This window comes from Aeoliella straminimaris (assembly GCF_024054565.1).
Taxonomy (GTDB): domain Bacteria; phylum Planctomycetota; class Planctomycetia; order Pirellulales; family Lacipirellulaceae; genus Aeoliella; species Aeoliella straminimaris.
In genome coordinates, this window is the sequence record NZ_JAMXLR010000073.1 from 1 (window position 1) to 15,100 (window position 15,100).

The 15,100-nt window shown below is 61.6% G+C and carries 11 protein-coding genes; 4 read left to right on the forward strand and 7 right to left on the reverse strand.

The annotated features are described in order from the left end of the window. Positions 1-364 precede the first annotated feature (364 nt). The 5 genes from NG895_RS21055 to pgsB all read right to left on the reverse strand — a co-directional run bounded on the left by NG895_RS21055 (position 365) and on the right by pgsB (position 5,573). The gene (locus NG895_RS21055) at positions 365-1,222 is read right to left on the reverse strand and encodes a PP2C family protein-serine/threonine phosphatase (RefSeq protein ID WP_252854509.1); all 858 of its coding nucleotides are present in this window, start codon (positions 1,220-1,222) and stop codon (positions 365-367) included. After that, positions 1,189-2,490, reverse strand: coding sequence for a serine/threonine protein kinase (locus NG895_RS21060; RefSeq protein WP_252854510.1), 1,302 nt, complete (start codon positions 2,488-2,490; stop codon positions 1,189-1,191). The genes NG895_RS21055 and NG895_RS21060 overlap by 34 nt, the downstream gene beginning before the upstream one ends. Before the next feature lie 83 nt (positions 2,491-2,573). After that, positions 2,574-3,731 (reverse strand): poly-gamma-glutamate system protein, encoded by a 1,158-nt coding sequence (gene pgsW / locus NG895_RS21065; RefSeq protein WP_252854511.1) that lies wholly within the window; start codon positions 3,729-3,731, stop codon positions 2,574-2,576. Between the two features lie 164 nt (positions 3,732-3,895). After that, entirely contained in the window at positions 3,896-4,375 is a 480-nt protein-coding gene (pgsC, locus tag NG895_RS21070) for a poly-gamma-glutamate biosynthesis protein PgsC (protein WP_252854512.1), read from the reverse strand. Position 4,376: 1 nt separating this feature from the next. Then, positions 4,377-5,573: a poly-gamma-glutamate synthase PgsB gene (pgsB, locus tag NG895_RS21075; protein ID WP_252854513.1), complete on the reverse strand. Its 1,197-nt coding sequence runs from the start codon at positions 5,571-5,573 to the stop codon at positions 4,377-4,379. Positions 5,574-5,944: 371 nt separating this feature from the next. Here pgsB and NG895_RS21080 point away from each other — a divergent pair, with 371 nt between their 5' ends. Beyond that, complete coding sequence (locus tag NG895_RS21080) at positions 5,945-6,388, forward strand: hypothetical protein (protein ID WP_252854514.1); 444 nt, start codon at positions 5,945-5,947, stop codon at positions 6,386-6,388. 103 nt (positions 6,389-6,491) lie between these two features. After that, positions 6,492-7,442, forward strand: a complete 951-nt coding sequence (locus NG895_RS21085) for a VESA1 domain-containing protein (RefSeq protein ID WP_252854515.1) — start codon at positions 6,492-6,494, stop codon at positions 7,440-7,442. 140 nt (positions 7,443-7,582) lie between these two features. Here the strand turns inward: NG895_RS21085 and NG895_RS21090 are convergent, their stop codons facing one another. Then, complete coding sequence (locus NG895_RS21090; RefSeq protein WP_252854516.1) at positions 7,583-8,677, reverse strand: endonuclease/exonuclease/phosphatase family protein; 1,095 nt, start codon at positions 8,675-8,677, stop codon at positions 7,583-7,585. 276 nt (positions 8,678-8,953) lie between these two features. After that, positions 8,954-11,815, reverse strand: coding sequence for a hypothetical protein (locus NG895_RS21095; RefSeq protein ID WP_252854517.1), 2,862 nt, complete (start codon positions 11,813-11,815; stop codon positions 8,954-8,956). Between the two features lie 247 nt (positions 11,816-12,062). On the opposite strand from NG895_RS21095, the gene NG895_RS21100 reads away from it, so the two are divergent. Together NG895_RS21100 and NG895_RS21105 are read left to right on the forward strand one after the other, a co-directional pair. Then, positions 12,063-13,598: a sigma 54-interacting transcriptional regulator gene (locus NG895_RS21100; RefSeq protein ID WP_252854518.1), complete on the forward strand. Its 1,536-nt coding sequence runs from the start codon at positions 12,063-12,065 to the stop codon at positions 13,596-13,598. 365 nt (positions 13,599-13,963) lie between these two features. Continuing rightward, complete coding sequence (locus NG895_RS21105; protein ID WP_252854519.1) at positions 13,964-14,743, forward strand: class I SAM-dependent methyltransferase; 780 nt, start codon at positions 13,964-13,966, stop codon at positions 14,741-14,743. Positions 14,744-15,100: the final 357 nt, after the last annotated feature.

Here is a 15,100-nt window from a genome sequence, read left to right on the forward strand (position 1 = left end):
GTGAATTCCAGCACCCGCGACAAAGCGGCATTGTCCTCGGCGACCAGGATTTTGTGCGGACTAATGCTCATCGATACAAATCGGGGTACTCTGGCACGCGGACGGCGCGCAATCTGTGCACAAGACTTGTTGGGTTTCATCGGCCCTTAGCGGCCTGCAACTTCGTGGCAACTGCGAAACTAGTTGCGAGCAGCAAGTATCCGGCAGGATATCGGATTGCCAGATTTCCTAAAGCGACGAACGAATGCCAACAATGGGTGATGTGCGGCCGCTGGAAGCGCGGACGGATTCAACGGGTCGCGGTTGCTGCAGGTCGTGCTAGCAGTTCTGGTGGTCGGACAACGACCAAATCTCAAAAAAACCACTAGCGGCAAACGACAATGGTCAGGTCGTCCGCCTTCGAAGGCTGGCCATCGACTGGCGTGTCCATTCTCGCGCGGGCGGTGCTTCGCAGTTTCTCGCACGCCTTGTGGACCGGGCCCTTGCGAGCCAGCTCCACAATCTCCGCCAGGTGCAGGTTGTCGAACAGGCCGTCGCTTGCCAGCAGCAAGGTATCGCGAGCGGCCAGTTTGCGTTCCGGGCCGATTTCGATTCGCAGGTCGGGCGTGCCGACCACGTTGGACACGACGTGCCGATCTTCATGGTGCATAGCGTCGCTCTCGTCGATCAAGCCGGCCTCGACGCCATAACCCACGGGGGAGTGAGCCGTGGTCTGGAGTTTCATCTTGCCACGCCCGCCAAAGGCGAGGATGCCGGAGTCGCCCACGTGATAGGGGCGAATAGTCGATCCGGACAGCTCCACCACGGCCAGCGTGGTGGCGGCGCCGCGGCCGAGGTCGATCACATCGCGGTTGGCTGCCTCGATGCCATTGAGAATGGCCGAGCGAAGCATCGCAAAGGCAGGGTCGGCCTGTTGCAGGCTCAAGCGAATGCGGCGCACTGCCAGGGCCGAGGCCTGCTCGCCCAGGGCCTGGCCGCCAAGTCCGTCGGCCACCACCAGAACGGCCGCGTTGTCGCCCCAGGGAATAACGGCGGCCGAGTCCTCGTTGGCGGTCTCTTTGCCAGGCGAACGTTGCGACACGACTGCCACCCGGCGACCGGCGACAAGCACCTCGTCCGGCGCATCCATGTCGGCGGCCGTGTAAAGTTTTGCGCGTTGGAGCGATTTGTCGACAGTGGCGCCCGTGGTTAACGGACTGTCTTGAGCGCCTTGCTGCACCATGGGCAGTAACTCCAGTAATCACCCGCCACGCCCCAGCCACAACGCTGGCAACTCTGTTTCGATCCGTGCAATTGCCACCGCCGCCTGACTTTGGTCTGGCACCATGGGCAATATCGCATAAACGGCATCAGCACTTTGCGATCGCAACTGCGATTGGTGCATTTGGCCGTGTAACGCTTGTCGGAGTATTGTCGCTCACTTTCGGGAACAAAACCAGCGCCATAGCACCAAGGGCAGTAAACCCAGTCGAGTTTCATGCCTCGGTAACAGCGTGGGCAGCATTGCGGAAACTTGGTGTCGTCGGGGTGTTTGGTGCGTTTCTTGCCACACCAGGGGCAAGCAATCATCGCTTCGGACACGGGACCTTCGCAGTGGTGACACTCGTAGTTGGTCTCGAGTTCCCCACCAAACAGGCGCTGAAATTGTTTGCGTTGCACGGCCCGCCAATCGCGCATCCGCTGTGTCTTGGTGGCGGACGTGGTCTTGCCGTTTACTTTCAAAGCGCGGCCCCGCACCGCGTCGTAAGCGGCTTCCATCTGCACCGCGTCGCGGAATCGCTTGCGAGCGTCGAACTCCATGGCTCGCCGCAACAGGGTGATGAAGTCGGGATGCAGCTTGCCCCGCAAACGGTCGAAACCCGTGGGGGGCCATTCGTAAGGAAAGCTGGGGAGCCGGCCGGTGAGCATGCGATAGAACGTGATGCCCAGCGAGAAGACGTCGCTGCGGGGCGAAACATGCCCCATCGCTTGCTCGGGCGCTACGTAGCCCAGGGTGCCCGCACCCGAGCCTTGCAGCGTGTGCAGGGCTACGCGAGCGATGCCGAAGTCGGTGAGCCGAACACGATCGCCGCGGAACAACAGGAAGTTATCGGGCTTAATGTCGCAATGGACGATTCGCTGGCTGTGGGCGTAGGAGACAGCCGAAACCATCTGATCGGCATAATCGAGCGCCAGCTTGGGCGATAGCCGCCGCTGCAACCGGTCGTCGAGGCTCATCTGCCCCAGTGGTTGGATGATGACGAATTTGCCGTCGATGTAGTCGGCGTACTTCAGCGGCAGGATGTTGGGGTGATCCAGCTTGGCAACCAGGCGGACTTCCTGCCTAAATTCTTCCAGCGTCTCCTTGTTCAGCAAATGCGCATACGGCATTTTCAGCGCAACACGGATCCCCTCGATGGTGTCCCGAGCCTGGTAGACCACTGCAAAACCACCTTCGGCGATCTTGCGTTCGATGATGTATTTACCAAATCGCTGACGAGCGCGAAACATACTGTTGATAAGGGGATAGGCGGCAGGGGGAAGAGGTGAACTGGCCAGCGCTCGGGCTTGCCACGCACTTTTCCACCTTTGAATTATACCATTGGTTCGGGGTGCCCGGCTTGTTTCCGGGAGTGCCCGCCTTGCAGCAACCGGAAACCGATATCGGAACGGATAAATCCGAATAGGCTGGCTACGATCACCACCAGCACCCCGAAGGCCAGCGGCTTATTATAGTCGATGGCTTCGAAAACGGCGCCCTGACCCACCTCGACCAGTTCCCGCTGGTCGGCCATGGGGGCAACTGGCAGGCCAAACCGCTCGGCCAGATCGACGATATTGATAATATTGATTACCGGTATGCCCTGACGGCTGAGGCGAGGCATCACGCCGTCCAGTTCGGGTGGCATCCGCAGCGGGGGCCGCATATTAAGCCCCTCGTCAAACATCTTCTTGCCCACGCTAGTGCCGGCCGAAACGGCCCCACCGCCGACGTTGACATAGCACTTCAGGCCCTGGGGGCCGGCTGCATCTCGCATTAGCTTCATCCGCAGGTCGACCGCCTGCTTGAACGTTTCGGAGGGCAACGGATCAAATCCGCACCGGACCAGGCCGTTCTGCACCTCGATCCGTCCTTCGGGAGAAAGGTTCTCGCCGCGATCCTCCTCGCCACCAATCGAGGCCGCAATGCTGCGATGCTCGAGGATGCCCTGTTCGTAGAGCAGTTTCTCCATGTCGACCCACATCAGTTTGGGCAGGTTCGCGCCCCACTGCGAGGCGGCACCGCTGCTGATGGGGATGGGTTCGGCCCCCAGCGATTCAATGGCCACTAGCGTGCAGATGTTCAGTGCCGGGAAAGAGCCTGACAGGCCAACGCCCACCTTGTCGCCTTCCTTCACACCGGCCCGTTTCAGCATGTCGACCATCACGGCGGCGAAGTTGGGGTTCACCGAGGTTTGCTTCGAGGGCAGCACGCCATGCACACTGGTGATGCTCGAACGCACGACGCCAATCAGGCCGGTCTCCAACGGATCGAACTCGGGCACAATCTCCTCAATCCCCATCCGCGCATCGTAGACCACCTTAAATGCCCGTTCGGCCATCTGGGCAGCTTCGATCTTCTCCTGATGGTAGGCTTGCTGGCGATCGACGCGAAACTGTTCGACCATCAGCATGCCGACGGCCGACAACAGGGCGATCAGCCCCAGTGCGGGACGCGAAACTGCCTTGGGACGCCAGATGACTTTTTTCATGAGATTTGACTCGTCGCGGAAGAAGGCTTCTGCGGATGGTTTGTGTAGAAGGGTAATTCTGAAGTTGAATCTTGGGGGCCGGAGCCTCGGGTTTTCTTAGCGTCAACCTCCGGGCCGCCCGGCGCTAGCGCGGTCGGCTCACCAGGGATCGAGCTTGGACGATGCTAGTACATATTCAGTTGTACGCCGTACAGCAAAATAAGAATCAAGCGAATGGCCACGGCGGCCGTTAGCAGGGCGCAGAGCGTTTCGAGCCAGCCCTGGCGGTCGAACCAAATGGCGATCAGGCCCGGGATGATGTAACCGATCACCTGAAATTGGGTTTGCTCGCTGGCGTAGCGTTCCACCGAGGTAATAAAGTCCATCGGAATGTAGTTGAACAGCATGCGGACCAGGTAGCCCACCAGAATCATCAGCACCGTACGGCGGCGGCCGTACACGATGATGAAGGTGCTCATCAGGTACACGATCATGTAGGTGGCCAGGGCCGCCAGAATCGTGAGAGCGACGTCGATGGGGCGACTCAAAGCCAGGGCAAAATACCCTGGCACGACCATGCCGCCCGCCGCCAGGCCGAACAGCTCGGAGAACAACAAACTGACCGCCAGGCCAATGCCGATGGCGACGCTGAGCATTTCAACCATGTTACTTGAAGACTGTTTGAGTACTGCGATTAGCAAAGTAGCGAACCACGTCGAGGCCGACGCCGCCGATGTTGGCCATGCCCATGGCCAGGGACGACCGCCCCGATAGTTCGATAATCGTCTCGAAAATCTCTTCGGTGCGGCGGTTCTCGGCCATCACCAATTTGAGCGGGTCGAGCCCGGCGTCGGTGGCCGCCTTGCCGAAGATGTAGGTGCCGCTGCCGATCAATACGTAGTAGTCGGCCGGTGCCCAGTCGGCGATGATGCGTCCCAGTTGGTGCGAACGGTCGGGGCGGTCGACCCGGCAGTTGAACACGGCAATCCGTCGCTCGACGTCCGCATAGCGTTCCAGGGCCATGTTCCAGATCCGCTCGGTCGACTCGGGATCGTTGGCCGCAAAGCCGTTGACGAAGTTGATGCGACGGCCGAAAAAGTCCATTTCGTGCGCGGTCATCGCACCCGGATCGGGCTTGGCATTCCACATGCCCTGCAGCGCCACGCCGCGCTCGATGCCCAAGTCGTCGCACACTCGCAGGGCCAGGGCCACGTTCTCGGCATGCTCGACGTAGGGGAAGTTAACCAGGTCGAGCGGCGTAATCTTGGCCACATCTTCCTCGGTAATGGGAATCAGTTTGGTGCCGCGCTCGTCGCAAACCTTCTCGAAGACGCCCAGGTGATCGCGCTCGGCCGTGAACAGCTTGCCATTGATCGGAATCATGCCGGCCAGCGCCTTGGCCACGTCCACTTCCGTGGGGCCCATTACATCGAGGTGGTCTTCGCGGGCGTTGGTGATCACCGCGTGCGTGGCGCGGACAATGCGGTTTTCGCACAGCCACTGCAGGTAGGGAATTAACGCCATGCACTCGATTACCAGCGCCTCGGCTCCGGCTTCGACCGTGGCTTCGACGATGCGAAGCTGTTCGATCACATTGGCTCTCGCCGGGCGGAACACCGGGTACTCGGTGCCGTCGGGCAGGATCATGCGTGGCAGGGTGCCGGTGGTCTTGCAGCAGGTGCGGACCTGCCCGGCGCGCATGCCGGCGGCAATCAGCCGCGCGACGCTCGACTTGCCCCGGGTCCCGTTCACATGGACCCGGGTCGGAATCTGCGTCAGTCGACGGCGATGGGATAGCGATTCCACCAGGCCCCCCGCGGCGAGCAAGCCAGTGGTGGCCAACAGAATGGCAGCTGCAGACATGGAGGAGCGTTACCCTGCGAGGGGGGGACCCGCCACTGCTCGCTCCCGGATGGGGCCGAGCGGTGACCGAAAAATGGGGGATGGAAGCCGCAGCCGCTTAATCGCCTGGCCGCAATGCTGTCCGGAACTTTGCGCAGAATGTATCGGCCAGAAACCTTGCTGACAAGCGGCAGTTTCTGCCGTTTCGGGCAACCAGGGGAAATAGTTGGCTGGCGAGCGTGCGACCGGCTGTCTGCCAGCCTACTTCCGAGCAAATAAAATACCGACGCGACCGCTATCAGTCGCCCGGTATTGGGCTTGTTCGCACACCAGCAGCGGGGCTATAAGCTCGCTCGGCAAACCAACCCGTCACGCGTTGCGTATCGAGTGTTATGAACTTCTGGCGAACCCATCTGCTGAGAGTATGCCTGGTGTGGGCTACCGCGCTGGGGCTGTCGCTTTCGGTATTCGCCACCCGCCCGCCTTGTGCTTGCTCGCTCGAGCGTCCCCAGCCCGAGGTGCCCGCGTGCCCTCATTGCGCCCAGGCCAGCCACAACGCCCCGGCCAGCCCGGATAGCTGCTGTCAGCAGGGCTGCCATAGCTACGACGACTGCGAGTGCCCCTGCTGCAATTCGACGCCCGCCGATCAGCCGCTTCGGCTCGATTCGGCCAGCGAGCCGCAGTTAGTGCCGTTGAGCACGTCGTTCTTTACCGGCGCAGTGCAACAGCACCTGCTGCTTGCGAACCCGATTGCTGCGGCCGCCAGTTGGCGGTCGGGGCAATTTGTCGGTTACGAACCACCTCGTCTGGCGAAGCTCTGTCGCTGGATCATTTGAATCGCCCCCCGCGTGCGTCAAGCACCACCGTGCTACCGGTGCGCGCGTTCATGGATGATATGCGATTTACACTGTTTCCAGAAACTAACGAACGAGGAATTTGATGAAAGCAATGTTTTTAATCGCCGCGGTTGCTGCCGTGGCTTCGACCGGCGCCTTCGCCCTGCAGGGCGATTCGCCCGACACCACGGACGGCGCCAAGCCGTGTTGCAGCGAGAGCGGCTGTTGCCAGCAAGGCGACGCGACCAAGGCTTGCTGCGAGAAGTGCGGAGACGATTGCAAGTGCGATCCCTGTAAATGCTCGGATTCGGACGCGACCGCCGTGTCGGCCACCTGCCCTGTGAGCGGTTGCTGCGGAGAGAACTGCCCAGCCGGCCCGTGCGCCGAAGGTCAGTGCGCGGATGCCAAGTGCCTGAAGTCGGATGTGTCTGCCGTGTCGGCTACTTGCGAGAAGTGCGGCGCCGCCTGCAAGTGTGCTCCCTGCAAGTGCCCAAAGGGTGAAGCAACCGTGGCGCTCGCCAGCTGCCCAGTTGGTGGTTGCTGCGACGGCGCAAAGTGTACCGAAGGCCAATGCCCTGGCTGTCAGTGCCCGGCGTCGGACAAAGCTGCCGTGTCGGCCCCTTGCGAAAAGTGCGGCGACGCCTGCAAGTGTGCTCCCTGCAAGTGCCCAAAGGGTGAAGCAACCGTGGCGCTCGCCAGCTGCCCAGTTGGTGGTTGCTGCGACGGTGCAAAGTGTGCCGAAGGCCAATGCCCTGGCTGTCAGTGCCCGGCGTCGGACAAAGTTGCCGTGTCGGCCACTTGCGAGAAGTGCGGCGACGCCTGCAAGTGCGATCCCTGCAAGTGCCCAAAGGGCGAAGCGGTCGCCGCTCAGGCCACTTGTCCCAGCGACGGGTGTGGAACAGAGAGCTGCGCCGACTGCAAATGCAGCGATTGCCAGTGCCCCACTTGCGAATGCAGCCAGTGTGACGAAGCTTGTCCTTGCGACAACTGCGATTGCTCGGACTGCAAGAGCGGTGATGAAGAGGCCGCTGTGGCCACGACCGAAGCCAGCTAAACGCTGCGGCTAACTTGGAAACCTACGACCCCTCGCGCCCCTCTTGGCGGTGCGAGGGGTTTTTTTGTGTTGGCCGACGAGAGTGAAGAGGATTCACAACCGGTCCTGGAGTGGGGCGGGGCGTCAGAACCTCGCCGCCGCTAGTCGCTCGCTTCCTGGGCATCTTCCAGTCCCTCTTCGACCATCTGTTCGGCATCTTCGGCATCGTTGCCCTCGGGGTCAGGCTCAGTGGGCTCGTTGCCGTTGAGCGAAAATTCGGCCACAAACGCCAAGTGGTCCGAACCGGGGGGATGAAATCGCTCGACTCGCACGATCTTTGCGCTGTCGGGCAGGAATACGTGGTCGATCGGAAATCGAATCACTGGATTTTTGGCGTGGTACGTGCTCAACAACCCACGCCCGATTCGCGGATCCTTCAGGCCGCTCAAGCGTTTGAACAGCCTCGTGGTGTGGCTCCAGGCCACGTCGTTGAAGTCGCCGGTGACAATCCAATCGTCGTCGGGATGGTCGGTCACGTGGTCTGCGACCAACATCAGCTCGGCGTCGCGAATGCGGCTGTCGTGTCGGCCTTCGCCCTCACGCTTTTCGAGCCCAGGCGGCGTGGGATGCACACCAATAAAGTGCACCTGGCGACCGTTGGTCAGTTCGACTTCGGCAAAGATCGAAGGCCGAGCGTCAGAAACCAAGTAACGAATCTCGGAATCGATCAGCGGCAGCCTGCTCCACAGCATCAGGCCCAGGCCTTTCTCTTCGACCACGCCCTGGCGGTGGGGGAACTCGCCCTTCAGCGGTTGCAACGCGTCTTGCCAGGCCCGGTTGTATTCGATCAGGAGCAGCAGATCGGCGTCTTGCTGGCGGAGGATGGGCAGGGCGTCCTCCTTCTCGGGATTGTCGTACTGCAGGTTGACCACTGCCACGGTGATCGCGTGTTCAGCATCGCCGTCGGCCGACTGGATCTCCAGCGGCCAGAGTGGTGTGTAGGGAACCATGTGACTTGCCTGCCAGCAGGCGACGCCCGCCCCCGCCACGCACCAGGCCAACAGGGAGTTCGACCAACCGCCTTGCCACAGGCAAAGCACTAGTGCGGCCAGCGCAAGTGCGGTCAGGGCAGCGATTTGCAGTCGCGGGAAATCGCACAGCCGCACGATCCAGGCGCCCACCGGCAAAAGTGGCAGTACCGAGGCTACCAGCATCAGACCTATCACAACGCGGGCGACAATTGAAACTATGAACATGCGAGTGGCAGCGTAGAGGGCAGGATGGTTTATGGATGACCCAAGCTTAACGCAACTGGGATGCCAAGCGAACTGCCGGGTGGATGTCCGTAGTCAACTTGCGGCCACCGCCGAACAAGCAGCGAAGATATTCTCCGTCCCGACAGCGCATAGGACAGCCCGCCGGCGGGGCGAGGGAAAAGCACCCCACCGACGGGCTTCCACGCTTTTTCAATGGTGGGCGACGGGCAGTGGACGGCCACTTGGGCCCGCCACCTGCCAGTCGTCCCGGAGCGGTTACCTCCAGTCGAGTACGCGGAATACTCCTTCGTGTTGCCGGACTTTTTGCGGCAGGGCCAACAAGCGGTCGCGGTAAATGCTCAGCAGCACCGCGGCCGCGAAGAACGCCCCGCCACCGATCATCATGTACACCGCCGCACTTTGCAGTTCGGGCAGGTCAACCAGTGCCACCAGGCTAACAACCCAGGCGGTCAGCGAGCCGGCGCCCACCAGCGTTGTGACCCGCACGCGGCACAGTACGCCAGCGCCCAACAGCAATAGTCCGACCAGCAGGGCACCCAGCTCGTTCAGCACGGCCATCGCTTCCCAAGCCGGGGCGTACTCGGTGAATCGTTGGGCCAGCAAGCCCAACACCAGGGGGCCAGCGGACAGCAAGCTGCCGGCGAACAGTTGCAGGTCGACCGTGGGGTCGCGCCGTTCGCCTTCGCGACGCCAGCGAACATGGCCCGCGGCCAGCAACAGCAGGCCCGAGGCTACCGCGACCAATTCGGTACGTTCCCACACCGAAAGCGGCGCCATCACGTTGGCCACCAACACGCCCGCCAGTACATGCAGTCCGGCCAGGGTGCGTGAAGTCGTCTTCCAGTCGCGGGAAGTGCTGATGAGCGAGCTCAACAGCGCGGCCAGTCCTTGCCCCGCCGCCAAGGCGATCAGCGGCAGTTCTTCGTTGCCGGCCAGCAGTCGGCCCATGGTCATCAACAATCCGCCCAGCGAGCCAAACAGTACAATCACGGCCCCCACCGTGGCCAGACGATCGACCGGGTCGCCTTCGGTACGGTCCTTGCGGCGGGCGATGGCCATGGTGGCCAGGCCCACGGTGCTGGCTGCCAACAGCGGCGCGTACTCGGCCAATCCGGCTGCGGCCAAAAGTTGCCAAACCGCTGCACAAGCACTGATGCCAGCGGCAACCAGCGGCACCGATTGACGGCTCCGCATCGAGCCCACGCCCAACAATCCCGCTGCAGCGGCATAAAAGATGGTCAGTGCCAAGTGCTCCTTGGCCACCAACACGGCGGGAGCAGCGGCGAAGCCTGTCACCACGCCCACCGACAACCCCAACAGCAGCAACGTAGCAGCTACCGCCGGACGGTGGAGCGTATCGGTCCAGTCTTCACGGCCCAACACGCGAGCCGTAACCGCCAAGGCGACCGGAGCGATCATCGCCAGTGGCAATACCAACGCCAGCGAGCTAACTCCCAACGAAACCACCAGGGCCACTGCAGCACCCACCAGCGGTAGCCCCGCGGCGTATTGCAGCACATCGGCGGTGCGGGTGTGCCCGCGAAGCTGCGACATCCGGCCACCCACCACACAGCCCGCCGCGGCGATGACCATGCCGGCCATGTAGAGTAGATCGAGCGGGAAAGAGGCAATCGAGCCGGCCGGCACGAACAGGCCACGCAACAGGGCCACGGCGCCCCAGGCGACGGCCAGCCCGGTGCATCCGGTGCCCACGCTGCCGAACACCCGACTGAGTTGCTCGACCGCTTCGCCCCCCTTTCGCCAGAACCCCGAGGCCACCGCAGCAATCAACCCTGTGGAGGCCAGCACCAACAACCACAACCCTTCGGTGGTGGGTACGTTTAGCAAGTTCAGCAGGATCACTTCGCTCCACAGTAGCGAGAAAACCGACAGGTAGGCGTAGCGTTTCTCGCGCGTCGCGGTGGCCACCTGCGAGTAGGCATAAGTGTAAGTGGCCAGCAGCGTCAACAGCAGCGAGATCAACTTGGCGCTTTGCGCGACCGTCACGCTCGGCTCGGTGAACGAAACCCAATTAGCGAACACCGGCTCGTAGAAGTCGCCTACCAAACGTCCGGCGAGTAGCACCATCAGGCCAACGGCCATCACGACATGCCCTGCCAGGAAGAAGGCCCGACCGAAATTTTCGCGGTTGAACGGACCTTCTCCCGTATGGAATAGACGTTCGACGTGCACGCACGCCGCCCCCAGCACGACCATGAACACGGACGGACCGAGGATCTCCCAGAACCGATCGATCGATTGATCGGCCAGGAACAACAGGCCCGTCATGGTGACGCCCGCCACTAGCGTATAGACGAACATCGAGTCTTTGAGCAGTCTTGCCACGCCGGCGTAGACGGCACAACAGATCAAGGCCGGCACCCAGAGATGGCCGCCGTCCTTAATGGTGATCAAACCTTGCGCGTCGTAAAACCACAAGTTCAGTGGCAGTACCAGGCACGCCAGCAGGGTAATGGCTCGTCCCGCTGTCTGGTAACGCGAGTAACGAACCATTGAGGCCCCGGCCGCCAGCAGCCCCAGGTTTGCGCCGCCCAGGCAGAAGGCAACCGTCATAGGATTGTCGAACACCCCGATCGACCATAGCCAGATCGCCAGGCCCAGCATCAGTAGCGCCCCGCCGGTGGCCATCAAGGCTTGCAGGCTCCGCGGGTCGAGCAGGTACTCGACTAGCGATCGGCCCTTGGGGGCCTCGCCGGTGTCGGGCGTGAGTTGGATCTCCGAAAGCGACTCCTCACCATTCACATCTTCTAGCTTGGACTCCACGGCTTGGCGGCGCGTGGCAATCTGGGAGGCCATGGTTTCGACTTGGGCCGGGGTGATTCGCTGTTGCGAACCTTGGCGGCGAATCTCCTGCTCGATGAAAAGTAGACGCCGCCGCTCGACTTCCAACGGTTTTTGCGAATCCGCCACTGCCCGCGGTGAGGGCAGCACGCTGGTGTAGTCGAGCGACGGGTCAAGCTCCGCCCCCCATTTGCTGTACAGTAACTCGATTCGGGCATGCTGCGGCTGCGAAACAACGCCGGTCTGCTGCCACGTGGCGAACTGCCTCTTCAGTTCTTCGAGTGCCACAAGTAGTTCCTGATACGACTCGGTCATCTTTTTCCCCTTTTCCCTTTGTTAAGCGTGGAGGACCTGATGCCGACAGAGTCAGCGGATCCGAACGCCAACCCCTTAAGCAACGCCGGTGCCAGCACCGCAAAGAAATTTGTAAGTGCTGTTTTAGAAGCAACTTAAGGTGATTGTGCCGCGAAAGAGCGTGCTGGAGGATGGCCGCTGGTGTACATTGGGTGTATGCGTCGATGTGCGCTGATTGTCCACTCCCGATGGCGTAGTCCGGCTCAAAATGTCCGATTCGATCCCCCGCGAGCACCGAGCATTCCTCCAGTCGCTTGCCGACCTGGCCTACTGCAACCCGTTCAGTCCCCAGCGGTTGGTGCTGGAACAGCAGGCCCTGGGGCGGGATGCGACGAGCGTGACCGAAGAGGTCTGGAGCCGCACCCAGGAGACCGACCACACCGAGCGGCCGAGCGTACTAGCGATCAACGACCAGGCGGAGAATTTGGTCGAGCATCTCTGCGAGAAGTTCGCCAAGCGACGAACCCTCGATGCTCGCACGCGGGAGTTGTACGACGACCTGGTGACCTACGTGCTCTACTATCGGCACCTGGCACATCGAACCATCGAGCAGTTGTTTGCTCCCCCACGAGGCAGCGCGGGGCAGATTGCGTGGCGGAAGTTTGCCAGCGACTACGAGCGGTTGTTCGGTTCCCCGGCGTTTGACGACTACGATACCGATACGGCCGCCCATCTGTACGCCTGCCTCTGTCAGGTGCGCCGGGCGTTCAAACACATCTTCGATTGCATTCTGGGCGAGTCCGCGCCGGCGGGTCGGCTTCGCGAAGCGGTGTGGCAGTCGATCTTCACCCACGACATGCGCCGCTACCGCCGTTCGTTGTACCGCTCGCTCCGCGAGTTGCCCACGCTCATCTCGGGTCCGTCGGGTACCGGTAAAGAGCTCGTGGCCCGGGCGATTGCCTGCTCGCAGTACCTCGATTTCGACCCTGATCGCGAACGGTTTATCGACGACCCCGCGGTGGCCTTCACACCGATCAACCTCTCGGCGCTGTCGCCGACGTTGATCGAGTCCGAACTGTTCGGCCATCGCCGCGGCTCGTTTACCGGTGCGGATGCGGATCGCATTGGGTGGTTCGAAGTTTGCCGGCCGCATGGCGCGGTGTTCCTCGACGAAATTGGCGAGCTCGATATGGGCATTCAGGTGAAGCTGTTGCGGGTGATGCAGCAGCGAACCTACACGCGACTCGGCGATTCCGAGGAGCGAGTATTTGCCGGCAAGATCATCGCCGCCACGAATCGCGACCTGGCCGCCGAGATCGACGCGGGCCGATTTCGTCACGACCTGTACTACCGCCTGTGCGCCGACCGCATCGAGACACCAAGCCTCAGCCAGCAGTTGGTCGAACGACCACAAGCGCTCGAGGGGCTGGTGCACTTCATCGCCGAACGCGTGGCACCGGGCGAGTCGCAAGCCGTGGCGGCCGAGACGCTCGATTGGATCGCCGGCAACCTGCCGCGCAGCTACAGTTGGCCAGGCAATATTCGCGAATTGGAGCAGTGCGTCCGCAACATCCTGGTCCGCCGCGAGTACATCCCTCGCACCGAAGCTGCCACACAACGCACGGGTTGGCTCACCGCCGCGGAGGCGGGCGAGCTCACCGCCGAAGAGCTGCTGTCGGCCTACACCACCTGGGTCCACTCGCAACTCGGTACTTACGAAGCCACGGCCACGAAGCTGGGTTTGGATCGGCGTACGGTAAAGAGTAAGATTGATGCGAAGTGGCTGAAGAGCTTGAGGGAATGATGGCTCAGTAACCTAAAAGCAACACATGAAGGATCTTCGACCATTTTCGCGTTTCTATAACCCTTTGCGGTGGACTGCGCTGACATGGTTCGCAGTGATTGTCTGGTGCTTTGCCGCGATTCCGCTGAATCTGCCCCCAACGGAGTCGTATCGAATCGACCCCATCACAGGAGAGCTGGGCGCTCAGCGAACTGGTCGTTGCTGGTGGACAACTGACGCAATCGTTGCTCGGGTCGCAGACGGCGGGGTAGGGGGGCCGCACGGCAGGGTGGCTTCGCTCGCCGCGGCCGGATCCTCTGCCTGCTCGACTTCGTCCTTGATGGCAACTCACACCATAGACATTGGAAACGCAAAACGGAGTTAAGATGGACATTCTCGAACACAATCGCAAGGCTTGGGACAAGGCGGTGCAAGAGCAGGATCAGTGGACGTGTCCTGTCGATACCCAGGCGATTGAACGGGCGAAAGCAGGGGAGCTCGATATCGTGCTGACCCCCACTAAGTCGGTGCCGATGAGTTGGTTTCCCCCGTTGCCACAGTTGCCAACCTTGTGCCTGGCGTCGGGCGGTGGGCAGCAAGGGCCGTTGCTGGCCGCGGCGGGTTGCGATGTCGTAGTGTTCGACAACTCGCCGCAACAGCTGGGACAAGACCGGTTGGTTGCCGAGCGCGATGGCCTGCAACTGCGGACCGTGGAGGGTGACATGGCCGACCTGTCGACCTTCGACGACGACAGCTTTGGCCTGATCGTTCACCCTTGCGCGAACTGCTTCGTACCGGACGTGCTACCGGTCTGGCGCGAGTGCCATCGGGTGCTGAAGAAGGGAGGCATCCTGATGGCAGGCTTCTGCAATCCCGTGCGATACATCTTCGAAGACAGTCGCTACGAGAACGGGGTGCTGCAGGTCCGCTATCCCATTCCCCATTCCGACGCCGCTGAATTGGGGGATGCCCAACTCAAGCATCGCATTCTCGACAAACTCGAACCCATGGAGTTTGGGCATACGCTCTCCGACCAGATCGGGGGGCAACTGGAAGCGGGATTCGTGATCACCGGTTTCTATGAGGACCGATTCGGAGGACCGGAACCCGACCCTATCTCCAACTACCTCGACACCTTCATCGCCACCCGCGCCGTCAAACCGTAGCCAACCACCGCCGCGACCCTCGGCACCGAGTTTTGCTACAACTTCCACCATTCGCATTCATGGGCCCAAAACTCCCGGTGTGTCGGCCCCCGAATTCTTGCCAAACCCCTTGTTTTTGCGAGGATTCTTGCCGTTCGCCGGCTCAATCCCCCAGGAGTAGTTCCCCAACTATTCAGCGAGGTGGACCAAAACTCCCAAGTGGGCCCAAAACTCTGGAAAGGTTCAAATCCTGGATCAGCTCCCGCCACCCACGGCTGGCGCCATCGGCTCACTTACTCACTTACTCACTTACTCTCCTACTCACTTACTCACCTAGCCCTCTCACCAAGGCCCCAACGCCCCCCGTTTGCCGAGTGT

Bases quoted from the DNA above. Each gene is read 5' to 3' on its own strand.
- NG895_RS21105 (WP_252854519.1), top strand. From the start codon at position 13,964: ATGGACATTCTCGAACACAATCGCAAGGCTTGGGACAAGGCGGTGCAA.
- NG895_RS21085 (WP_252854515.1), top strand. From the start codon at position 6,492: ATGAAAGCAATGTTTTTAATCGCCGCGGTTGCTGCCGTGGCTTCGACC.
- NG895_RS21060 (WP_252854510.1), bottom strand. From the start codon at position 2,490: ATGTTTCGCGCTCGTCAGCGATTTGGTAAATACATCATCGAACGCAAG.
- NG895_RS21090 (WP_252854516.1), bottom strand. From the start codon at position 8,677: ATGTTCATAGTTTCAATTGTCGCCCGCGTTGTGATAGGTCTGATGCTG.
- NG895_RS21095 (WP_252854517.1), bottom strand. From the start codon at position 11,815: ATGACCGAGTCGTATCAGGAACTACTTGTGGCACTCGAAGAACTGAAG.
- pgsC (WP_252854512.1), bottom strand. From the start codon at position 4,375: ATGGTTGAAATGCTCAGCGTCGCCATCGGCATTGGCCTGGCGGTCAGT.
- NG895_RS21055 (WP_252854509.1), bottom strand. From the start codon at position 1,222: ATGGTGCAGCAAGGCGCTCAAGACAGTCCGTTAACCACGGGCGCCACT.
- pgsB (WP_252854513.1), bottom strand. From the start codon at position 5,573: ATGTCTGCAGCTGCCATTCTGTTGGCCACCACTGGCTTGCTCGCCGCG.
- NG895_RS21080 (WP_252854514.1), top strand. From the start codon at position 5,945: ATGAACTTCTGGCGAACCCATCTGCTGAGAGTATGCCTGGTGTGGGCT.
- NG895_RS21100 (WP_252854518.1), top strand. From the start codon at position 12,063: ATGTCCGATTCGATCCCCCGCGAGCACCGAGCATTCCTCCAGTCGCTT.
- pgsW (WP_252854511.1), bottom strand. From the start codon at position 3,731: ATGAAAAAAGTCATCTGGCGTCCCAAGGCAGTTTCGCGTCCCGCACTG.